Raw genomic sequence first — 23,687 nt, 5'->3', positions numbered from 1 at the left:
AAGTTTCCTTACTTCGTAAGCCCTATCCATAATTGAAGTTTCCAAAACATCGTTACCAGGTTCAACCCAGTAACGACATTTAACGAGAATTAACTTAACTTTGTGTTACAGCCTCTTTCGCCAAGAACTTCTCTAGTTCAGTCAACGCATCAGCATCAACTTTAGTTTGCATGGGGCAGAACTTAGGCCCGCACATCGAACAAAATTCAGCAGTTTTATAAATATCTGCCGGTAGAGTTTCATCGTGATATTCCTTAGCCCTTTCGGGGTCTAAAGATAATTCAAACTGACGATTCCAATCAAAGTTATAACGAGCTTTAGATAGTTCATCGTCTCTGTCTCTCGCACCAGGGCGATGTCTAGCAATATCCGCAGCATGAGCGGCTATTTTATAAGCAATCAAACCATTACGAACATCTTCAGCATCGGGTAAGCCTAAATGCTCTTTGGGTGTTACATAACACAGCATTGCTGTACCGTACCATCCAGCCATTGCCGCGCCAATTGCGGAAGTAATGTGGTCATAACCAGGAGCAATATCTGTTACCAATGGCCCCAATACATAGAAAGGTGCTTCGGAACACTCTTCCATTTGCTTACGCACATTGAACTCAATTTGATCCATTGGTACGTGTCCAGGCCCTTCTACCATCACCTGGACATTATCTTCCCAGGCTCTGCGGGTTAGCTGTCCGAGGGTTTTTAGTTCTGCTAATTGTGCAGCATCTGAAGCATCATGGGTACAGCCAGGACGCAGGGAATCACCCAAACTGAAGGAAACATCATATTTCTTGAAAATTTCAATGATGTCGTGGAAGTGGGTGTATAAGGGGTTTTGTTTGTGATGATGCAGCATCCACCGTGCCAAAATGCCACCACCACGGGAGACAATACCAGTGATGCGGTCTCTTACCAAAGGTAAATGTTCAATCAAAATCCCGGCGTGGATGGTTTGATAGTCTACTCCTTGCTGGGCATGTTTTTCGATGATGTGGAGAAAGTCATCGGCGGTGAGGTTTTCAATTGTGCCGTGGACGCTTTCTAATGCTTGGTAAACTGGTACTGTCCCAATGGGAACAGGTGAAGCATTAATGATAGCGGTGCGGATTTCATCTAAGTTACCGCCACCTGTGGACAAATCCATCACAGTATCAGCACCATACTTCACCGCCAGTTTCAATTTATCTACTTCTTCTTGAAGATTAGAAGAGTTGGGTGAAGCACCGATATTGGCATTTACCTTACATTTGGAGGCAATACCAATAGCCATCGGCTCTAGGTTAGTGTGATTAATATTAGCCGGGATAATCATCCGTCCCCGTGCAACTTCCTCACGAATTAGGTCTGCGGGTAGATTTTCCCGTTGAGCAACGTAGTGCATTTCTTCGGTGATAACACCCTGACGCGCGTAGTGCATTTGAGTTACATTGCTCTGTCCACTCCGCTTGGCAACCCATTCTTTCCGCATATTAAATTCCTCAATAAACAGCTTCCCTCCGCTGGTATTACCCAGACTCAGGTGTTAAGGGTGTGATCTCAGCCTTTCGATTTAGGCACCCCTAGCATGGATGTAGATTGTACCACTTTGCTTATGGTTGAGTGCAAGGGGGTTAACAATTCCTGAGGATGTGGAGAAGTTCAGGGTTGGTGGGTGGGAGATGTCTGGCGACAAGTCGCTTTGCGTCAACACACTTTGCTATCTCAGCGGAACCAAAGTTTTATGTTTGTCGGTCAATACTGAATAATGCACTACTATCTCAAATTTACGCAAACGCCCACATCTTTGCATAATTCTACTTAACAACCCTGTTAAGTTTGAATTAGGAAGTAGAGGAGTAGCGAAAAAATCAAAAATCACTAATGGATAATAGTTATCAATATCTTATTTTTCATAAACCCTATGGTGTTCTCAGTCAATTTACGCAGGAAACACCGAACCATAGCACCCTCAAAGATTATATTGATGTGCCGGATATTTATCCTGTGGGGCGTTTAGATTGGGACAGCGAAGGATTATTACTGTTAACCAACGATGGAAAATTGCAACATCGACTCTCTGATCCGCGTTTTGGACATCAGCGAACTTACTGGGTACAGGTAGAGCGGATTCCCGATGCAGATGCTATAACCAAATTGCAAACGGGTGTAGAAATCCAAGATTACCGCACTCGACCTGCAAAAGTGAGGCTGTTGCCCGAAGATCCACCAGTGTGCGATCGCAATCCACCTATCCGATTTCGCAAAAATGTGCCAACAGCATGGTTAGAAATGACTTTGACAGAAGGCAAAAATCGTCAGGTGCGGCGCATGACAGCGACTGTAGGATTTCCAACTTTGCGACTAATCAGGGTAAGCATCGCCCATCTATGCTTAGATGGACTACAACTAGGTCAGTGGCGCGACTTGACAGCATCTGAACTCAAATTGCTGCATAACTTACCTAAAAAGAACTCAGAATCTAGAACGCGAATTTCTCAGGGTAGCAACTTCAACAAGTCAAAATTCTCTTGATAAATAGGTTTTTCGTGGCAATCAGTAACCAAATGTAAATAAACGTTATCAAGAGCCTGTAGGTGTCAGTTATCAATAGAAAGCATTAAAGACTGGGAAAGATGTTTTTGGCTTTATTTGACGTAAATATAGTTAAAAACAAGTATAATGAACTTTTTTTGTTCCCTACTAATGAATTTTAACCCCTTGGCTACAAGTTTAAGTCTTATGAGCTTTAATCAGCGATCGCTCTGGCATCAAACGCGCACACAACAAGATACCTTGTCAGCAACTCCTGCTCGCTTGGAACTTGTGCCTGAACGAACCTCGGATTTAGAACTGTACACAGCAGAAGTGCTGCGGCGTACACAAGCAGAACTCCAGTGGTATCGAAACCTCTATGAAAATCTTCCGGGGATTTACTTCAGTTTGAATGCAACGGGGATAATTTTGTCCGTTAACCAGTTCGGAGCTAACTATCTCGGTTACACACCTGAACAATTAATCACAACATCTGTGTTTAATTTGTTTGAGCCGTCAGACAAACAACAACTATCTGAGGCATTAATTGAACTTTTCAACGCCTCTCACTCCAGCCAATCCATCAATGGAGAATATCGTTTAGACTGCCCTGATAGTAAAACTACATGGGTCAAAGTCATACTCAAGATATTGCCTAATGAGGACTATCCTGAGAAAAATCCCATGATTCTCATGGTGTGTGAGGACATTACTGCTTACAAGCGAGAAGAAGTTAGTCGGCAAACAAGCCAAATGACAATGCAGGCGCAGTTGGAAGAAATCGCAAGCCTCAATTGTCTGAAGGAAGAATTTCTCAGCACAGTCTCCCACGAACTCCGCACACCGCTGACGAACATGAAAATGGCAATTCAAATGCTCGGAATTGCACTACACCAAGAGCAAAATTTTTTGGTAGAAATGGCAAAGCCACGAGCAGAACGCTCAAAAGCATCTCGCTATTTTGAAATTTTAGATAACGAGTGTGAACGAGAAATCAACCTGATTAATAACTTCCTTGATTTACAACGCTTAGATACAAGTGTTAAACCTTGGGTGCTAGAAACTATTCACGTACAACAATGGCTTTGGCGGGTAGTAGAACTATTTCAAGCACGTAACCGTGGCATATGTAAGCAAAAAATGTGTCTAAGCATAGCGCCCAATCTTCCCCCACTGGCGGGCGATCCTTTCAGCTTAGAACGTGTATTAATAGAACTGCTGACTAACGCCTGTAAATTTAGCCCATCAGATGCCGTAATCACTATTTCTGCCCAATTAAAGTTACAAAATATCCAAATTCAGGTGATTAATTCGGGTGTAGTAATCCCAAGCTCGGAATTACCACACATATTTGAAAAATTCTACCGTATTCCTAGTAATGATCCTTGGAAGCAAGGTGGCACAGGATTAGGACTGGCATTAGTCCAAAAACTAATTAAGCAATTAGGAGGAACAGTAGAAGTGGAAAGTGGGTCAAATCATACCTGTTTTGCGATCCAATTACCATTGCATCGTCAGACATAAACAAGAAGGGAATTAATTGAGAATCGCGCATACTCTTTTATGAGAGAAAAATTAACTTGCCGTTATCTGAAATATTTAGCTAATATGCGTCACAATTAATACTGCCACCAAAATTCACTGGTGAAACCACAATCTCTTGTAGGTCTACTGTAGGCAGGGGCAACTAAAGTTGTGGCACTTGGGATATTAGTGGCTAGAAGCACCTTGGAACGGGAATAAAGGAACTTCCACTATGCTGATTTGCCCTCAGTGTGAATTTGAAAACCCCAATGCGAACAAATTTTGTCAAAACTGTGGTACATCTCTAACTCATCATGTTTGTCATGAATGTGGTACTGATGTACCATTGAACGCCCAACGTTGTTATAACTGTGGTGCAGAATGTGGGAAAGTTTGGTGGGCAATTATTACTAAGGAAGGAAGCGGGAACTGGGAATTAGGCAGTTGGCAAGAGGATCAGGACGATTTACCAACGTTACCTCTCTCCACTGAATTTGCTCCACCGCTTTCTGCTAGACCTGTTTTCAAAGTAGGTTCTTACATAGATCAAGAGCAGCGCTATCAATTGTTAGAACCACTACCAATTACAGAAGAAAACACTACCCAGACAGAGGTTTGTGTACGAGTTTTAGATTGCCATCCGTATCAAATATCACCTATAGAGGCAATATTAGAAAATCAAAATCAGGGATTATTACCTTTATCAGGCAAAGAAGTTGGGATTACTCAATTGGCTAAAGCTTATTTGGAATTACAATCACAAGGTCAGCCAGGAATACCAGTAATCCATGATGCTTGGCAGGAGAGCAACACTCAGGTTGTACTCATTGAATACCGTTCCGATTGGCCGCGGTTACTTGACCAGTGGAAAGAGGAAACGACAAGTTCATTACAAATTTTACATTGGTTTTATCAAATGACCCAACTTTGGTCAGTGTTGGAACCAGTGAAATGTCGCCAAAGTCTGCTGGAATTGTCAAATCTGCGATTGGATGAAGACCAAACACTAGCTTTAGAAAGATTGTATGTGGAACCGTTGAATAGTGAGACAGCCATTGAGTTAGATGCAGATGCCGAAACAGAAGAGGAAACATCCGCTATAGTAAAACAGCCTTTGACTGTGAAAGTATTGGGTGATGTTTGGCAGGAATTATTTAGGCAGTCGCAACGCACACAGTTTGGGGCTGTATTGCAGATTTTAGACGATTTGGAACTAGGAAAAATTCAAACGATCGCACAGTTGCGATCGCGATTGGAGGCGATCGCCACAGAACTAGAAGCATCCCATATTCCAAGTTTTTCCCCAACGGCAAACCAAAATCCCACTGCACCCACCACCATACAGTTAGAAAATGAACTAGAAGAAGATAGTTCTGCTAAAACCGATGACCTACCCACAATTGTTCTGTCAATGCAGTTAAGCAGTTTAGAGGATATAGGACGTACAGACGTAGGCCGTCAACGTCAGCACAACGAAGATTACTTTGGGATTGAAACTAAAGTTGATAAGCTAGAATTACCCAAAAACCGAGTCCTACAAGCCCGTGGTTTGTATATTCTCTGCGATGGTATGGGTGGTCATGCTGGCGGTGAAATAGCTAGTGAATTGGCAGTTAACACTGTGCGGCAATACTTCCAAGAACATTGGACTAAAGACCAGCGCCCAACTGAAGAAAGTATGCGCGAGGCAGTTTATTTAGCTAATCAAGCAATTTATCAACTAAATCAACAAGATGCCCGTTCTGGAATTGGGCGCATGGGTACTACCTTGGTGATCCTGCTAATTCAAGATACCCAAGCCGCCGTGGCTCATGTGGGAGATAGCCGCCTCTACCGCTTAACTCGCAAACGGGGACTGGAACAAATCACCGTAGACCATGAAGTTGGTCAAAGGGAAATTACCCGCGGAGTGGAAGCCAGTATTGCCTATGCTCGTCCAGATGCTTATCAATTAACTCAAGCTTTGGGGCCTCGTGACGAAACCGCCATTGATCCTGATGTTGAATTTTTTGACATTAATGAAGATTGCCTGCTGATCTTAGCCTCTGATGGTCTATCTGATAATGATTTACTAGAAACCCATTGGAAAACTCATTTATTTCCTCTGCTAAGTTCTGGTGCTAACCTGGAGCGGGGTGTCACCGAATTAATTGATTTGGCGAACCAAGAAAATGGCCATGACAACATCACTGCAATACTAGTTCGGGCAAAAGTGCGCCCAAATATGGAAAATTAAAAGTAAAAAGAAAAAACCTTTTACCTTGTTACTTTTAATTTTTTACTGATTAATCCTAGTTTCTTTTTTTACATTATCCAGGTTTTATTGTGGTTATTCTGACACTGTTAGAACCGCAACAAAAAACACCGCTGAAACAGTGGTGTTTTGATAACTCCGCCGTGATTCGGATAGGTCGAGCGGCGGACAATCATGTGGTTTTATCCGATAGTTTGGTTTCCCGACATCATTTAGAACTCAGGCAAAGCAGTGGTGCCAAGAATGATGAATCTTGGCAGGTGTATAGTCAAGGCACAAATGGCACTTTCCTTAATGGCGTTTTAGTAATTCAAAGTCCGCTGCCTAATAATGCTCTCCTACAGCTGGCACAGGGCGGCCCCACACTGCAATTTCAAATTCAGGAAGTATTGCCAGAAATTAGTGCAGAGGAAGAAAAATCATTATATTCCAATCATGACCCTGCAAGAGCAGCTTACACTTGCACCCACGAAGGTAACTCTCCCAGAAATCTGTTTTGCATCCATTGTGGTCAACCTCTGTCAGTGCAACAGACAATTCGCCAGTATCAAGTGTTGCGAACTCTAGGACAGGGAGGTATGGGTACTACTTATTTAGCTTGGGATACAAAAGGTTGGATGACTGGCAATCCTCAACTTTTGGTTTTAAAGCAAATGAACGCTGATATGGCTAAAATTGCCAAAGCCCAAGAATTATTTGAACGGGAAGCCTATACGCTTAAATCCCTAAACTATCCAGGAATTCCCAAGTATTACGACTTTTTTGTGGAAGGTGGAAAAAAGTACTTGGCTATGGAATTAGTTCATGGGCAAGATTTGGAAAAAAGAGTCCAGACGACCGGGCCAGTAACGCCAAGCCAAGCGATCGCCTGGATGATTCAAACCTGCGACATTTTAGATTATTTGCATAGCCAAGAACCACCATTAATTCATCGTGATATTAAACCTGCTAACTTAATGGTGCGGAATGCTAATAATCAGATAGTGGTGCTAGATTTTGGTGCTGTTAAAGAAATTGGCACGACACCAGGCACTCGAATTGGTGCAGAAGGTTACTGCGCCCCTGAACAAGAAAGGGGACAACCTCTGATTCAATCAGATTTATATGCCATTGGGCCGACGCTAATTTTTCTGCTAACAGGGGAAAACCCTTTTAAGTTTTTCCGCCAAAAAGGACGAAATTTCCGCTTTGATGTGGCAAACTCCCCGACGATTACACCCCAATTAAAAGATGTGATCGAATGTGTCACAGAGCCATTGCCACGCGATCGCTATCAAACGGCTACAGAACTAGCCGCAGCATTAGCCGCTTGCAAAACTTAGAAGGTATGAGGAAGGATGAAGTATAAAATTTCATACTTCATACTTTACTCTTCGTCCCAAGCTTCTACTGCTAACAGTTCACTGATTGGATCTTGCATACTGAAGCCAAAGTCTAACAGTTCCTGTTTCCAGTGCTGCCAGTCATTGCCGTAGAGTAAGGCAATTTTCCAAATGCTATCAGTTGGCTTGATAATATTGGATTCTACGAGTGATTGCACGTTACGCTGCAATTTCACCATTGGGTGAATTACTTGCTGAGTCATAACCTAGATTGAATTCAGATTTCGTTTGGGTAAATGCTTAATCAAAACTGCTTTCCGCTTTGCAATTGTTATCGGTGCGTAGAGCGTTGGAATTGGTAAAGCTAGTCTTAACTTTCTAACTATACCATAACAAACTCTACTTATTTTCGGGTAAATTCGGTTTTGTACGGTAATTACCACCACAAAACTGAAAATTTTACCAAGCAGCGATCGTGTATGCCGACAAAAAAATCAGTTAGTTTGAAAGTTGCACTAATAACACAAGTAAAAATTGGAAAATTTTATGTGCCTCAGCCATCAGTATGTGGGTAGTTGTTGAAAAAACAACTATTTTGGGCTGGTTTGAGGTTTTTAAGACGCGATGAAGCAGATTTACCGCATATATTTAAACGTTATATACATTATCGCAAACATGTGAGAGTAGATATTTTTATTACAAAAATTTATTAAATATTAATCTTTTCATGGAGATTAAGCAGTCAGGTAGTTAGCCCTAATGTGAAAAAAGCAGGGGAGCAGGGAGCTCTTAGCAGGGGAGAAAAACCACCCACAAGGGGTGGGGCTTCCCTACGGGACGCTACGCGAACAACCAAGGGAGAAAAGGAGCAAGGGGGCTTTTGCCCCTTGTGGGCAAGGTTTGTACCTTTCCCCCTGCCCCCTGCCTCTAATCAAAGCGAAGCCAAAGCATAAATTTGTTAAATAGTTTGGGTATAGTACTTAATGATTATGAAAACTTTACAAACTAGATGATAGTTTACCTAGGGTGCTGGGTACTCTCATAACTGGAGGCTTGCTGATATATCAGTATTTCTTACAGCAACCATAAGTATATGTCTAGTTCTGGGGATGATTATTTTATTTCCCGTCAAAAGAAAATTGAGCGGAAGAAACAGATTTTAACGATAGTAGGCTTAGGTTCTTTCGTAGGTTCTACGATATTTGGTGTGATTGCTGGAGTACAACAAACACCCCAGAAGCCCCAAACAACAAATGTATCTATTGAGTCCAGTTTACAGCAACAAGCACGGGGTTATGAGTTAGTTTTGCAACGAGAACCGGAAAATCAAGTTGCTTTAGAAAAACTAGCAATGGCTAGAGTGCAACTAAAGGATACCAAAGGTGCGATCGCGCTGATAGAAAAGTTAGTCAAACTGCATCCTGAAAGACAAGATTATAAGGTTGTATTAGAGCAGATAAAGAAGCAACAAGATACAAGCAAAGAATAAATAATTCGATTATTCAGACTTAATTTAAAACCTTACTTAAAGGCACTAATTACAAGAATTACCAGGAACACTAAGGAGTAATATGGAATTTAATCTATACACAAAAGATTTTTACCAAGAAAAGCAACAAGGTTCACAGAGTTCTGCGCGAGAAATTTTGCCTTTAGTTTTAGCTCTAATTCAGCCTAAAAGCGTTATTGATGTAGGGTGTGGCACAGGAACATGGCTATCTGTTTTTAAAGAATTTGGTATCAAAAATTGTTTAGGTATAGATGGCTCTTATGTGGATCAAACACAACTACTAATCCCGAAAGAAGAATTTTTAGCGTGGGATTTAAAAGAGCCAATAACAATAAATAAAAAGTTCGATTTGGTTGTTTCTTTAGAAGTTGCTGAACACTTGCCACCAGAACTTGCAGAAACCTTTGTCAATTCATTAACGAGACTTGGAGAAGTTATATTATTCTCCGCAGCCATCCCTTTTCAAGGAGGCATAGGTCATTTGAATGAGCAGTGGTTAACCTATTGGTTACAACACTTCAATAATCAAGGATATATAGTAGTTGATTGCTTAAGAAATAAAATATGGGATAACAATAAAGTAGAATTTTGGTATGCTCAAAATATAGTTATTTTTATAAAAGAAGACTGCCTGTACAAATATCCTGTAATAGAAAAAAAAGTACAAAATCATAAATATTCGTCACTTAACGTAATACATCCAGCATTATATTTAAGTAAAGCTAATACTATTTTAGCAATTACAGGAACATCTAACCCCATAAGTTCTGGAAACACATCTAGTAGTCGTATTACAGAAGCCAACCAAGTAAATATTTATTCTAAAAAAGTTAGAGACATTCAGCTTAATAATTGTAATACTCAGAAACAACAAGAATCAGAACACCCAACTAAAGTATGTTTAAATACTGATAAATCCTCTGCTCAACTTCATATAGACGATAAAAACATTCAAGTAAAAACAGAAAAAGTATTAGCAGTACCTCAGGAAAAAAATGATTCTTTAGCTGCTAGTATTTCTGTTTGTATGATTGTGCAGAATGTTGAAAAAACATTAGCTATTGCTCTAGAATCTCTTCAAAATGTTTATGATGAATTAATAATTGTTGATGGTGGTAGTACTGACTCTACATGCGAAATCGCTTTACGTTATGGAGCAAAACTTATACATTCAAAATGGCAAGGAGATTTTGCGCTACAAAGAAATATATCTTTATCTAATGTAACTTCTGATTGGGTATTTGTTCTTGATGCAGATGAATTTATTGACAAAAATACTTTAAATTTCTTGGAATTTATCAAAACAAACTCTATCAAGGAAACAGATAATTTTTGGATACCAAGAAAATGGATCACTCCATTTAGCATAAAACATTATATTTCTAGTTCTCCCCACTATCCTGATTTTCAGGGTCGTCTATTTAGGTATTCTGAAAATGTTATCTATGAAGGTCGCATCCATGCAGTCCCTAAAGGATTTAATGCTCAAGCTAGAGCTTTACATAATTTGAGTATATATCATCTAGATTTATTACTTAACAGTGAATCAAAACGAAAACAAAAAGTCCATAAATATGGTGAACTTGTGCCACAAGATGGAATGCCACATTTTTACTTACCAAGCTTAAAAAATATCCAAAAACAAAGATGGGATTATAATGAGATATTGCCTGAGGTTCAAAGCTTAATTGATGCCATACCTATGAGATGCAAAGTGTGCGAATCTGATGCACACATCTTTGCTAAAAGTATTGTACTTAGTCAGTATGAAGTGGATTATTTTCAATGTTCTAATTGTGGATTTGTGCAAACAGAAGAACCTTATTGGTTAGATGAAGCTTATTCAGATGCCATAGCTCGTACGGATATTGGTTTAGTTTTCCGTAACAATAACTTATCACGAAGAGCGGCTCACATCATATTCAATATCTTTGATCATGAAGCTAAGTTTCTAGACTATGGCGGTGGCTACGGTCTATTCGTGAGAATGATGAGAGATTTTGGATTTGATTTTTATTGGGATGATAAATTTTGTACTAACCTGTTTGCTAAAAGTTTTGAATTTGATGAAGCCAAGAATGCTACTTACGAATTAGTAACTGCTTTTGAGGTGTTTGAGCATTTTACCAATCCAATTGAAGAAATTGAAAATATTTTAAAAATCTCCAAAAATATTTTATTTAGTACGGAAATTTTACCTCAAAATAATCCTAAACCTAATGAGTGGTGGTACTATTCACCGCATGATGGGCAGCATATTTCTATATATACCATTAAGACGTTATCAAAAATTGCAGACAAGTATAATTTAAACCTGTACTCAGATGGTTCATCTTTGCATCTACTCACTGAAAAAACTTTACCCCCAGAGTTATTTAATACTCTGTGTCATTCTCCTATAGAACCATTCAATAAACAGTCTCTACTTCAGAATGATTACTCAAAAGCAGTTATTTCACTCATTAATCGTAATCATAATAGTTTTATAAAGACTGATGAAAACCTTAAGTATAGTACAAAAAATCCAACAATAGTAGTAGATGGTGTATTCTTTCAACTCTACCAAACTGGGATTGCGCGTGTCTGGAAGTCGTTGTTAGAAGAATGGGCGAATAATGGATTTGCAAAGCATATCATTGTACTAGATCGTGGTGGTACTGCACCTAAAATATATGGAATCAGATATCTAAATATTCCTGCCTACGACTATAATGATACCGAAGCTGATAAACAGATGCTTCAACAAATCTGTGATGATGAAGGCGCAGATTTATTTATCTCTTCTTATTACACAACCCCAACAACAACACCTTCTGTTTTCATGGCTTACGACATGATTCCAGAGGTGATGGGATGGGATGTTATCAATAATCCTATGTGGCAAGAGAAGCGTTTAGCAATTCAAAATGCTTCTGCTTATATTGCTATTTCTCAACATACAGCGCATGACCTGGCTAGATGTTTTCCTGAAATATCTGTAGAATCTGTAACTGTAGCTCATTGTGGAGTTCAAAATACTTTTTCACCAGCAACATCTGAAGATATTAATGCGTTTAAAGCGAAGTATGGTATTACAAAACCTTACTTTATTTTAGTTGGTGCTGGGAATGGTTATAAGAATAGTATTTTATTTTTTCAAGCATTTTCGCAGATAACTAGTAGTCACGGATTTGATGTTATTTGTACTGGAAGTGGTGGGATATTAGCAGATGAATTTAGAGATTGTACATCAGGTAGTACCGTTTATATGTTGCAACTTAGTGATGAAGAGTTAGCAATAGCTTATTCTGGTACAGTGGCATTAGTTTATCCTTCTAAGTATGAAGGTTTTGGAATGCCTGTCGTTGAAGCAATGGCTTGTGCTTGTCCGGTAATTACTTGTCCTAATGCTTCAATTCCAGAAGTAGCAGGTGAGGCAGCAATATATGTGAATGATGATGTAGATGCGATGGCAAATGCTTTATGTGATGTGCAGAAACCGGGAATTCGGACATCATTAATTAACGCGGGTTTAGCACAGGCGCAAAAGTTTTCTTGGTCGAAAATGGCTGATATAGTCAGTTCTGCTTTGATTAATGCTAGTCTGTTGTTTTTAAATCTCAAAGAAACTAATGTAATTGTTTTCCCTGATTGGACGCAATCAGAAGAGTTAGTTGGTTTAGAATTAGAATCAGTAATTAAAGCGATCGCAACTTATCCTGATAGCCAAAAAACTACTTTATTAATCAATATAAGTAACACCACTACTGAGGATGTAGAACTATTACTTTCTGGTATTATGATGAATCTGTTGATGGAAGAAGATTTGGATGTGAGTGAAGGTTTAGAAATTTCTTTGGTTGGTAGTTTAGCAGATATTCAGTGGCAAGCTTTATTACCACGCATCAACAGCAGAATTATTTTAAAAAATGAAGATAAAATAATGTTGACACAAGTTTCTTTAAAATCAATACCAGCTTGTGACATCGAAAGCTTTACTAATCAACTCTGTGTTTTGCAAACTGTTAGTTAATTAAGTAGAGTGTGTTACGGCTATGCAAGGATTTGAGAGTTCAAGCTAATGATAATTAGCCGTAACGCACCGTATGTATTAGTGCGTTACGCTTTGTTTAACGCACTCTACTAAAAGGACTTAATTATGAATTACGAATTAATATGATGATTGAAGCAGAAGATTTAAGGCCTGATTTATGTACTGTGAATGCAAGCAATATCAATGTGATTATCTTTCCTGATTGGTCACAGTCAGAAGAGTCTCTTGGTTTAGATTTAGAAAGAGTAATTAAGATAGTAAATAATCTTCCTTATAATAATCTAATTATATTATTTATCGATAGTAATAATATTTCTAAAGATATTGCTAATTTAGTGTTATCTGGTGTGGTTATGAATCTGCTGATGACAGATGATTCTGATAGCAGTATGGGATGTGAAATTTCTTTATTAGAAAATTTAGATGTCTGTGAGTGGGAATTATTTACGTCTGAAATCCATGCACGAATTATTTTAACCCAAGAAAATCAGGAAGTTTTAGTTTATTCGCAAGCTGATAATCTCCCAGCTTATACAATAGAAGAATTTAGCGAAATAGAATTATCTCAGTTAATTTTGGGTTTGGGTAATAAGCTATTTCAAAGAAAACAATGGCAAGCTGCGATCGCACAATACAAAAAACTGCTAGATTTGCAAGTAGATAATTTAGAAATTTATTGGAACTTAATTCATTGTTACAGAAATTCTAACTTAACAGATGAATATTATCAAACTTTAGATCAGGCGATCGCATTATACCCAACAGAAGGCAGCTTACATTTTTCACTAATTATTGATTTGCGTCGTAATGGTTGCATAAAAGAAGCAATTGCTAGTGCTGAAAAAGCTTGCAATTTAATGCCTGATGATTATACTTTTAAAATTCTGAAATATTTAACAGTTCCCAGTATTTATAATACTGAAGATGAAATATATTTTTATCGCCAGCGCTATATCCAAGGATTAAAAGATTTAATTGCACAAACAAGCCTTCATACTCCAGAAGAAAAAAGTAATGCTTTAGCTGGTATAGGTCGGCTGACAAATTTTTATCTATCTTATCAAGCACAAAATGATCGGGATTTACAAAGCCAATATGGACAATTAGTGCATGGAATTATGGCGGCTAACTATCCTCAATGGGTTGTGCCTTTATCCATGCCAAATCTCCAGCCACAGCAAAGAATTCGTATTGGTTATGTTTCCCATTTTTTACATTCCTATAGCGGCACATTATGGTTAACTGGCTGGCTACGTTACTGTAATCATGAACATTTTGAAATTTACTGTTACTATACTGGCAATGATCCAGATCCAGTGACACAAAAATTTCAAGAATACAGCGATGTTTTCCACCATATTCCTTATAATTTACCTGGCGTTTGTGAGCAAATAATTGCTGATAATTTACATATTTTAGTCTTTCCAGAAATTGGGATGGATCCCCAAACTATGCAAGTAGCCGGACTGCGGCTTGCGCCTGTACAGTGTGTAGCTTGGGGACATCCAGTAACAACTGGCTTACCAACAATTGATTATTTTTTATCTAGCGAGTTAATGGAACCAGAAAATGCTCAAGAACATTATGCTGAAAAACTAATTCGCTTACCTAATATTGGTGTATCTTACCCCAAACCTTATATTCCCCCCATCATCAAAACTCGCTCGGATTTTCAACTTGCTGATGATGCGGTGATTTATTTATGTTGCCAAGCACCATTTAAATATCTACCACAATATGATTTTATTTTTGCGGAAATTGCTCGTCGTGTTCCCCATGCTAAATTTGTCTTTTTGCGCGGAACTTTACTTCAGCAACGTCTCAAAGATGCGTTTGCTGCTGTTGATTTGAATAGTGAAGATTACTGTGTTTTCTTGAGTATCCCTGAACGGCTAGATTATCTGATGATTAACTTACTTTCAGATGTTTATTTGGATACTTTTACATGGTCTGGTGGTAATACTACCTTAGAAGCGATCGCCTGTAATCTCCCTATTGTCACCTCTCCGGGAGAATTTATGCGTGGTCGTCACTCTGACAGCTTTCTCAAAATGCTGGGAGTGATAGATACCATCGCGGAAAATCCAACAGAATATATTGATATTGCCGTCAAATTAGGACTAAATCCAACTTGGCGCAGCAACATCGCCGAACAAATGAGTCAGCGTCATCATTTACTATTTGATGATCAAACCTGTGTTGCAGGTTTAGAAGCTTTCTACAAACAAGTTATTGAAGAATATTGTCAGTAGAAAATTAATTCATTATTTTACAAGCTTGACCAAAGTCTACTTTCAGCAAGGTATCACCTAGATTGATATCTTAAGATAATTTAAAGATAGAACTTTATTTGGAGGCTATATATTCCCATCGTTGGGAAACAATATGTTACAGCTTGTAACTACCGTATTTGTGGTACTTCTGGGATCGGCGCTTTGTTCGAGTATAGAAACGGCGCTATTTTCTGTTTCTGTACTGAGAGTCAAACAACTAGCACAATCAAAAACTCCTGCGGCGGTTGCACTGTTGGCGATTCGAGAAAATATGAATCGACCAATTGCGACTATTGTCATCCTCAACAATACTTTCAATATTATCGGCAGTATTGTGACAGGTAATGTTGCAGAGCAAGCATTAGGTTCTCAGTGGCTGGGTGTATTTTCGGCAATATTGACCTTTTTAATTATCATTTTTGGTGAAATTATTCCCAAAACAATCGGAGAGCGCTATTGTGAACAGCTGGCTATGCTGGGAGCTTTACCTGTGACTGGACTTTCTTTGGTCTTTACACCCCTAGTTTGGATGCTAGAAACTGTCACCGCACCCTTTTCTAAAGGCAAAAAAAGACCAACCACTAATGAGGCTGAAATCAAGTTGTTGGCAAATATCGGACAACAAGAAGGAATTATTGAAAGTGATGAAGCAGAGATGATTCAGCGGGTCTTTAAATTAAATGATGTGACAGCATCTGACCTCATGACCCCTAGAATTATGCTGACATACATCCGCGGTCATCTAACTGTAGCTGAAGGGAAAACAGATATTATCGCTTCCCAACATACTCGAATTATTGTGATTGATGAGTCTATTGATCAAGTTATGGGATTTGCCTTAAAGCATGAACTACTAACAGCGATGCTGGAAGACAAAAAACACCAAAAAATTGCTACTTTGGCTCGAAAAGTTAGCTTTGTACCAGAAGCAATTCAGGCAGATAAACTCCTGAAAAATTTTATCGAAGCCCGCGAACACCTAGCAGTAGTGGTAGATGAATATGGTAGTGTTGCTGGTGTAATTACCTTAGAAGATGTGCTGGAAGTCATTACTGGTGAGATTGTAGACGAAACTGATAGAAGTGTTGACTTGCAAGAAATAGCACGCAAAAGGCGAGAAAAAATGTTGCAGTCTATCAGTATTAGCAATCCTTCTTTCAAAAGTTGATCAATTGTTGGGTATTGGGTATGAATTAAAATTCAAAAGTTAAAATGCTAACGATATTTTTTAGCTTTTAGCTTTTGACTTTCCAGTAACCTAATTACTCCTCAGCTTGACCAACACGACGAATATTGATGATATCGCTCATTTTCTTAATTTGAGTAAAAACTTGCTCTAACTGAGGCCGATCGCGTATATCTATTCCTAAATCCATCAATGCTGGTTGTCCAATAGCTGTTTTAACTTGTGCATGACGGACATTTATACCTTGGTCGCTTAAACGAGATAATATATCTTTTAATACGCCTACACGGTCAAGAGCTTCAATTTGAACATTGACTGGGTAAGTGTAGGGACGAGAGCTAGTTTCTACTGTTGAGTTCCATTTTACTGGTACTAAGCGATCGCCTTCGACATTCTCCAGATTATGACACCCTTGGCGATGGATGGAAATTCCCCTGCCTCTTGTCACTACCCCAATAATTGATTCTCCAGGGATAGGTGTACAACACCCAGCCAAATGATACACTAACCCTTCTACACCCAAAATTGGCGAATCGCTGGCACGGGAGCTACTGTGAGGTACATCCCGTAAAGCTTTTGCCGCTGCGGCTGATTCTTTTGGTAAAAATGGGGGTATAACCATCGTCGCGGGTTGCTGTGCCTTCACGACTTCGCGCCAGCGATTGAGTACCAAGTTCAAGGTAATTTCACCGTAGCCTAAACCTGCGAGTAAATCCTCTACGCTGTGATAGTTGCACTTTTCAGCGACAGTTTGCATTGCGTCTGATTTCAGCAGATTATCAAAGCCTGTTTTACCGAGTTCTTTTTCTAACAAGTCTCGTCCACGGGTGACGTTTTCTTCGCGGCGCGATCGCTTGTACCATTGCTTAATCCGATATTTTGCCGTTGAAGTTCTGGCAAAATTCAACCAGTCTAAACTAGGATGGCTATTCTTCTGAGTGAGAATTTCGACAATATCGCCATTTTGTAGCCGTGTTGACAAAGGTACTATTCGCCCATTTACCCTAGCACCAGCACAATGGTTGCCAACTTCTGTATGAATGCGATAGGCAAAATCTATGCTGGTAGAACCAGGATTTAAGGAAACCACATCCCCCTTGGGAGTGAAGACATAAACATCATCTTCAAATAAGTTATCTTTGACACTATCTAAATATTCTTGTGCATCTTTGAGGTCACTTTGCCATTCTAATAGCTGCCTTAACCAAGTAAACTTCTCATCTGCTCCCGTCAACGGACTATTCGAGCCACCTGTTTCTTTATACTTCCAATGGGCTGCAATCCCATATTCAGCGATATGGTGCATTTCCAATGTGCGAATTTGGATTTCTAAAGGACGACCACTTAAACCAATTACCCCAGTGTGCAAAGATTGGTAACGGTTAGGCTTGGGTAATCCAATATAATCCTTAAATCTACCAGGAATGGGGCGAAAAGCATCATGAACGACAGCTAAGGCTCGGTAGCATTCTTCATTAGTTTGAACAATAATTCGCAGCGCTGCTAAATCATAAATTTCATGAAATTCCTTTTGCTGCCGCTGCATTTTCTGATAAATGCTATAAAGATGTTTGGGACGACCGCTAATATCTGTGCAGTGAATTCCCGCTTGCTGTAAACGTTCTCTTAAAAGTTCTGTGGCTTTGGCTAATTTTTCTTCCCGCGCCGTCCGTTTTTCAGAAACATGTTGCTGAATTTCTCGAAAAGCTTCAGGTTCTAGATGTTTAAATGCTAAATCCTCCAATTCCCACTTAATATGCCAAATACCTAAACGGTTGGCTAAAGGTGCAAAGATATCTCGTGTTTCTTGGGCGCTGCGGCGGCGGCTTTCTTCTGACATGTATTGCAGAGTTCGCATATTATGCAAACGATCTGCCAACTTGACTACAATGACTCTAATATCTTGAGCCATTGCCAAAAACATCCGCCGAAAATTTTCGGCTTGGCCTTCGGTTTTACTTTTGAAATTAATTTTAGAAAGCTTAGTGACACCTTCGACTAACAGCCGCACTTCTGAGCCAAATAGCTCTTCTATTTCTTCAATTGTGACATCTGTATCTTCAACTACATCATGAAGAAATCCAGCTGCTATCATAGCAGAACTACCCCCCAAGTCGCGCAGCAAACCAGCTACGGCAACGGGGTGATAGATGTATGGTTCTCCAGATTTGCGAAATTGTCCGTGATGAAGTTGATAGGCAAATGTAAATGCTCGACAAATTAATGCAGCATCGTTATGCCTTCGCTCATCTTCTGCTTCGCCACTTCTAGGTGATGACTCTCGTAAACATTTGTTCAGCCATTCTGGAAGTGTAACGTCAATTGAAGTACTAATAGCTGTGCCGCTCATACAAGAGGTGATCGGGGATAGTATGGATAAGATTTACAGCACCAACTGGCAATAATGCTGTAGCCCTTGTGGGGTGGTAGATGCAGTTTGAGGATGATGACTAAATTGCCTGTGGTAGTCATCTATTTTGGGTTTCAAGAAGCATGAGCTTGAAAAACCATAGATAGCTAACGAAGCCTCAAAGGGGGATTTGAGGCTTGTGATAGTGATAATAGTTCAAGAAGATATACTGTAGAAGAAAATTTCTTGTCATTAATACTATCTTAAATGGCACTCGATGTCTTTAAATTGTGATAAATATCAAGCACTGGCAAATTTATTGGTGCAATTACATTCTGATGTCATGGCTGTGCAACTTGACAAAGCCCAACTGCGACAGAGTATTGCTGATGTGCAGCAGTTATTTCAACGGGAGATTGTGCCTTTAGAGGCTGAAGACTCAAAAGAGCAGTCTTATCGGACGGAAATTAGCAAACAACTGCGCTTATTGGAAATCGATATCACGTTTTTTCAAGGCGCACGGCAAGCTGCAACGGTACAAGCAAGACTTCAGACCATTAGCGATCGCCTCACTACTCTACTTCAATATTGCCACGCCATACTGCAACAAGAAACACCAAGAACGTCGGAAGATTAGAGGTTTGTGAAGCTTGGCTGTTAGATAAGTAGGGATCAAGGGAATCCTGTAATTAACAGTCATCCTTTGAGATTGTGAAGATTCTATGCTAAAAATCAGGCTAGGCGTTGGGCAGAGGATTAGTTTGGGATATGCTATTGCCTTGGGGATCGCTGTTTCTGGAACAGTTGCAGGTTTTGGTATTGGTCGTTATCACTATCGGCAAGCCTCAGTAAGAGAAGACCACACACGTAACGAAGTGGAATTGCTGCATCGCTTGCAAACTAGCATTCTCCAAGCACGCACTCACCAGCAACAGTTAATTCCTTTAATGCAACACCCCCAAAAGTCTCAAGAAGAATATACCCATTTGTTGCATCATAAAGTTCAAATAGAGCTTTCTTGGGCTGAATTGCAGGAATTCCTCAAAAATCAGCCTCAACAATTAAAGGAAGTACACAACAAAGAAATTCCTGGCTTTGTACAAACTTACACTGACGTACCACAACAGTATTTTCAAGAACTAGAACGCCAGATGCAGCGAATTCAGTCTTTAAATTTGGCTGTACCAAAAGATATTGAGCAAGGGCAAAAAATGTTACTGCTCTTTACTAATAGCGAACTAGCTCTCAAATATGATGGTATTTCTGACGATTTAGTGGAAATAATTAAGCAATCATATAAAGAAGCCCGTAAAGCAAAGGAGTTATTTCAGCAATCGAGCAATATTGCTCAGGATATAGTGATTAATAGTATTACATTTTCGGTAGTTATTTCAATTGTACTAACAACTTTAACGACTAGAGCGATCGCCAATCCCATTCAAATATTAACTAATGTAGCTCGCCGCTCAACAGAAGAGTCTAATTTTGAGTTACAAGTCCCCATTGAGCGCGATGATGAAATTGGTATTCTGGCCAAATCTTTTAATCAATTGATTGCTGCGGTTCAACAACTATTACAACAGCAACAAACTACTAACCAACAACTGGCAGCTTACAGCGAAACTCTGGAGCAGAAGGTAGAACAAAGAACTGAAGAACTCAATGAAAAAAATAGCCACCTAGAAAATATTTTAGAGGAACTGCAACGTACCCAATTTCAAATGGTGCAGAGCGAAAAAATGTCAGCTTTAGGGCAGATGATCGCAGGGGTAGCACACGAAATTAATAATCCAGTAAATTTTATCCACGGCAATCTCAGTTATGTCCAAGAATATGCCGAAAATCTGCTAAATTTTGTGAAATTATACCAAAAATATTATCCTGAACCAATACCAGAGATAGCAGATGAAGCAGAGGAAATTGACCTGGAATTTATGCAAGCAGATTTGCCGAAGATGCTTGATTCGATGAAAGTTGGCACAGACCGAATTCGCCAGATTGTGTTATCGTTGCGGAATTTCTCGCGCACAGATGAAGCCGGATTTAAAGCAGTAGATATTCATGAAGGCATTGACAGCACTTTATTAATTTTACAACATCGCCTCAAAGAGCAACCAGAACGTCCAGCGATCGCAGTCATCAAAGACTACGATAATTTGCCTTTAGTAGAATGCTATCCTGGACAAATAAACCAAGTATTAATGAATATTTTGGCTAATGGAATTGATGCGATAGAAGAGTCAATTATCACGAGTCAACAGTCAAAAGTTGAATATTTAACATGTCATAGACCACAAATTATAATTCGTACCTCAGTGGTGAATTCTCAGTGGATAGAAATTGCGATCGCTGATAATGGATCTGGTATTCCAGAAGCAGTTCAAAAACAAATTTTTCATCCCTTTTTCACAACAAAGCCAATTGGTAAAGGTACAGGCATGGGGATGTCTATCAGCTATCAAATTATTACCGAAAAACATGGTGGTAAATTAGAGTGTTTATCAACTCCTGGGCAAGGTGCAGAGTTTGTTATCCAAATTCCTATCAGCCAAAATTCTAAAACTCAAACAGCGCTAATAGAGTAATAGGATGACCAAGAAGACGCGGAGAGCGACCCTTCCCTTGGTTACTAAATCACAAACCTCTTACTTCAAAGGGATTTCAACCCTGTCACCTATCTCCTGTTACCTGTCACCTGCTATAAATCCGAAAATTTATAATTCAATGTTGACCGCTAATGCTAAATCTAAGATTGTTGAGCAGTGAAAAACAACGTGAAAGCACAAGTATTTAGAGGCGTAAATCAACTGTCTTATGAAGAAATCCCAGTACCAACCCTAGAAGCAGATGAGGTGCTGGTACAGGTGCAAGTAGTAGGATTGTGTCAATCAGATATTAAAAAAATTCGTTATCCCCTGTATGAGCCACCGCGCATATTTGGTCATGAAACCGCTGGAAAAATAGCCGCAGTCGGTTCTGAGGTGAAAAATTGGCAGGTGGGACAACGGGTAGCTGTGATGCACCATATTCCGTGTATGCGTTGCGCCTACTGTTTAAATGAAAATTTCTCAATGTGCAATGTCTATAAAAACATCTCTACCACAGCCGGTTTTAACGCCAGTGGCGGCGGTTTCGCGGAGTATGTCAAAGTACCAGGACATATTGTGCAGAATGGGGGTTTAATTCCCATCCCCGACGATATCAGTTTTGAAGAAGCGAGTTTTGTGGAACCGACTAATTGCTGTCTCAAAGCAGTTAAAAAAGCCCAAATTGCTCCGGGACAGACTGTGTTGATTACGGGAGCGGGGCCAATTGGGTTAATGTTTGTCATGTTGGTGAAGTATTTTGGGGCAAAAGCGATCGCCACTGACTTACTGCCCTCTAGAATTGAAAAAGCCTTGAATGTGGGTGCAGAAGCGGCTTTTGATGCCCGTGATCCCGATTTACCTGCAAAAATTCAAGCTCTCACTCATGGACTGGGTGTGGATGTGACATTGCTGGCTGTACCAAGTGAAAAAGCTTTCTTCCAAGCCCTAGACTGCACACGCAAAGGTGGGAAAATACTGTTCTTCGCTGAGTTTCCCGATGAATTAGAAATTCCTATCAATCCAAATATTCTTTATCGTCGGGAAATTGACTTGATGGGTAGTTACAGTTCTTCCTATCGTCTTCAGGCACTTTCGGCTGATATTGTATTTAATCGCCGGATTGATGTGCCAGCCTTGATTAGCGACCGCTACCCACTCAAAGATTTATCAGTAGCTGTAGAACAGGCGATCGCACCTTCTTCTGATACATACAAAATATTAATCTATCCTTGATCCGGGCAAAGTAGGTAACTCGTAGAAAATACTTATAGCCGATGGTTAACTGAAGTATGAAGTATGAAGTATGAAATTTTGTTGCCTACTCTCTAGTCGTTAATTTCCAACCCCCATCTACCTAAAGAATCAATGCCCATGACATTAGTTATAGTTGCCATCCTAGCCTTTTATGTCGCCTGTAATCTTGGTGCCAACGATGTTGCCAATGCGATGGGAACCTCAGTAGGTTCTAAGGCTGTGACTCTCAAGCAAGCAATTATGATTGCTGGAGTTTTAGAGTTTACTGGCGCTGTACTATTTGGGCATGAAGTCTCAGAAACTCTGGCTACGAAAGTCGCCAATCCTAGCTTATTTGCGGCCACACCCCAACTGTTAGTTACGGGAATGATGACAGTGTTAATATCCTGTGGTGTATGGTTGCAAATTGCCACAGCTAGAGGTTTACCTGTATCTTCTTCTCATGCAGTAGTTGGAGCGATCGCCGGATTTAGTGCTGTAGCGATAGGGATAGGTGCAATTGAATGGTCATCTATTGGCTTGATCACTATTGGTTGGATTGTAACACCGCTAATTAGTGGTACAATTGCTGCCTTGTTCTACAGTCAAATCAAGCGCTGGATTTTAGACCAACCAAATCAAATCACCCAGTTAAAAGAGTGGATTCCTTGGTTGAGTGCAATTTTGTTGGGTGTGTTTGGAGTGATTGTCCTACCTTCTCTAACGCAACCTTTAACCAATTTTGTGATTGAGCAAGTTGGGTTCAATATACCTGCATACGATATTCCCTTATTTACAGGTGCATTAGCAGCAGTCGGACTCACTCTAATCAGTTGGCGACAACTAGAAGTAGAGGAAAGCAGAGAACAGAAGAGAGAGAAATTTCCCCCTGTCCCCTTGCCC

At 39.7% G+C, this 23,687-nt stretch carries 16 protein-coding genes and 1 riboswitch; of the genes, 12 read left to right on the top strand and 4 right to left on the bottom strand.

Annotated elements, in window-relative coordinates; genetic code table 11:
• Positions 1-94: 94 nt before the first annotated feature.
• Positions 95-1,468, bottom strand: a complete 1,374-nt coding sequence (gene thiC / locus IQ259_RS20740) for a phosphomethylpyrimidine synthase (protein ID WP_193887887.1) — start codon at positions 1,466-1,468, stop codon at positions 95-97.
• A 6-nt stretch (positions 1,469-1,474) separates the two neighbouring features.
• A riboswitch (TPP riboswitch) is annotated at positions 1,475-1,571 on the bottom strand.
• Positions 1,550-1,690, bottom strand: a complete 141-nt coding sequence (locus IQ259_RS27285) for a hypothetical protein (RefSeq protein ID WP_228014668.1) — start codon at positions 1,688-1,690, stop codon at positions 1,550-1,552. Its footprint overlaps the riboswitch before it by 22 nt.
• A gap of 170 nt (positions 1,691-1,860) precedes the next feature.
• On the opposite strand from IQ259_RS27285, the gene IQ259_RS20735 reads away from it, so the two are divergent.
• From IQ259_RS20735 to IQ259_RS20720, 4 genes are all read left to right on the top strand, one after another.
• Positions 1,861-2,511 carry an rRNA large subunit pseudouridine synthase E gene (locus tag IQ259_RS20735; protein ID WP_193887886.1) on the top strand — a complete coding sequence of 217 codons (651 nt, stop codon included), beginning with the start codon at positions 1,861-1,863 and terminating at the stop codon, positions 2,509-2,511.
• A gap of 207 nt (positions 2,512-2,718) precedes the next feature.
• A complete protein-coding gene (locus IQ259_RS20730; protein WP_193887885.1) occupies positions 2,719-4,035 on the top strand; it encodes a PAS domain-containing sensor histidine kinase in 1,317 nt (438 codons plus the stop codon).
• A 232-nt stretch (positions 4,036-4,267) separates the two neighbouring features.
• On the top strand, positions 4,268-6,271 hold the full coding sequence (locus tag IQ259_RS20725) for a serine/threonine phosphatase (RefSeq protein ID WP_193887884.1): 2,004 nt from the start codon (positions 4,268-4,270) through the stop codon (positions 6,269-6,271).
• Positions 6,272-6,360: 89 nt separating this feature from the next.
• Entirely contained in the window at positions 6,361-7,611 is a 1,251-nt protein-coding gene (locus IQ259_RS20720; protein ID WP_193887883.1) for an FHA domain-containing serine/threonine-protein kinase, read from the top strand.
• Positions 7,612-7,655: 44 nt separating this feature from the next.
• On the opposite strand, the gene IQ259_RS20715 is transcribed toward IQ259_RS20720, so the two are convergent.
• Positions 7,656-7,874, bottom strand: a complete 219-nt coding sequence (locus IQ259_RS20715) for a DUF4327 family protein (RefSeq protein ID WP_193887882.1) — start codon at positions 7,872-7,874, stop codon at positions 7,656-7,658.
• Between the two features lie 830 nt (positions 7,875-8,704).
• On the opposite strand from IQ259_RS20715, the gene IQ259_RS20710 reads away from it, so the two are divergent.
• From IQ259_RS20710 to IQ259_RS20685, 4 genes are all read left to right on the top strand, one after another.
• Entirely contained in the window at positions 8,705-9,100 is a 396-nt protein-coding gene (locus tag IQ259_RS20710) for a tetratricopeptide repeat protein (RefSeq protein ID WP_193887881.1), read from the top strand.
• Between the two features lie 82 nt (positions 9,101-9,182).
• On the top strand, positions 9,183-13,133 hold the full coding sequence (locus tag IQ259_RS27280; RefSeq protein ID WP_228014667.1) for a methyltransferase domain-containing protein: 3,951 nt from the start codon (positions 9,183-9,185) through the stop codon (positions 13,131-13,133).
• A 143-nt stretch (positions 13,134-13,276) separates the two neighbouring features.
• Positions 13,277-15,406 (top strand): tetratricopeptide repeat protein, encoded by a 2,130-nt coding sequence (locus IQ259_RS20690; RefSeq protein ID WP_228014666.1) that lies wholly within the window; start codon positions 13,277-13,279, stop codon positions 15,404-15,406.
• Positions 15,407-15,539: 133 nt separating this feature from the next.
• Entirely contained in the window at positions 15,540-16,595 is a 1,056-nt protein-coding gene (locus IQ259_RS20685) for a hemolysin family protein (protein ID WP_193887880.1), read from the top strand.
• 94 nt (positions 16,596-16,689) lie between these two features.
• Here the strand turns inward: IQ259_RS20685 and IQ259_RS20680 are convergent, their stop codons facing one another.
• The gene (locus tag IQ259_RS20680; RefSeq protein ID WP_193887879.1) at positions 16,690-18,963 is read right to left on the bottom strand and encodes a bifunctional (p)ppGpp synthetase/guanosine-3',5'-bis(diphosphate) 3'-pyrophosphohydrolase; all 2,274 of its coding nucleotides are present in this window, start codon (positions 18,961-18,963) and stop codon (positions 16,690-16,692) included.
• A 277-nt stretch (positions 18,964-19,240) separates the two neighbouring features.
• Here IQ259_RS20680 and patD point away from each other — a divergent pair, with 277 nt between their 5' ends.
• The 4 genes from patD to IQ259_RS20660 form a co-directional block, all read left to right on the top strand.
• Positions 19,241-19,600: a heterocyst frequency control protein PatD gene (gene patD, locus IQ259_RS20675; RefSeq protein ID WP_193887878.1), complete on the top strand. Its 360-nt coding sequence runs from the start codon at positions 19,241-19,243 to the stop codon at positions 19,598-19,600.
• Positions 19,601-19,685: 85 nt separating this feature from the next.
• Entirely contained in the window at positions 19,686-21,548 is a 1,863-nt protein-coding gene (locus IQ259_RS20670) for a sensor histidine kinase (protein WP_193887877.1), read from the top strand.
• Between the two features lie 189 nt (positions 21,549-21,737).
• On the top strand, positions 21,738-22,784 hold the full coding sequence (locus tag IQ259_RS20665; RefSeq protein WP_193887876.1) for a zinc-dependent dehydrogenase: 1,047 nt from the start codon (positions 21,738-21,740) through the stop codon (positions 22,782-22,784).
• A gap of 132 nt (positions 22,785-22,916) precedes the next feature.
• The coding region (locus tag IQ259_RS20660) for an inorganic phosphate transporter (protein ID WP_193887875.1) at positions 22,917-23,687 on the top strand (771 nt) is incomplete at its 3' end.

This window comes from Fortiea sp. LEGE XX443 (assembly GCF_015206815.1).
Lineage (GTDB): Bacteria > Cyanobacteriota > Cyanobacteriia > Cyanobacteriales > Nostocaceae > Nostoc_B.
This window is presented reverse-complemented; position numbering and strand designations above follow the sequence as displayed.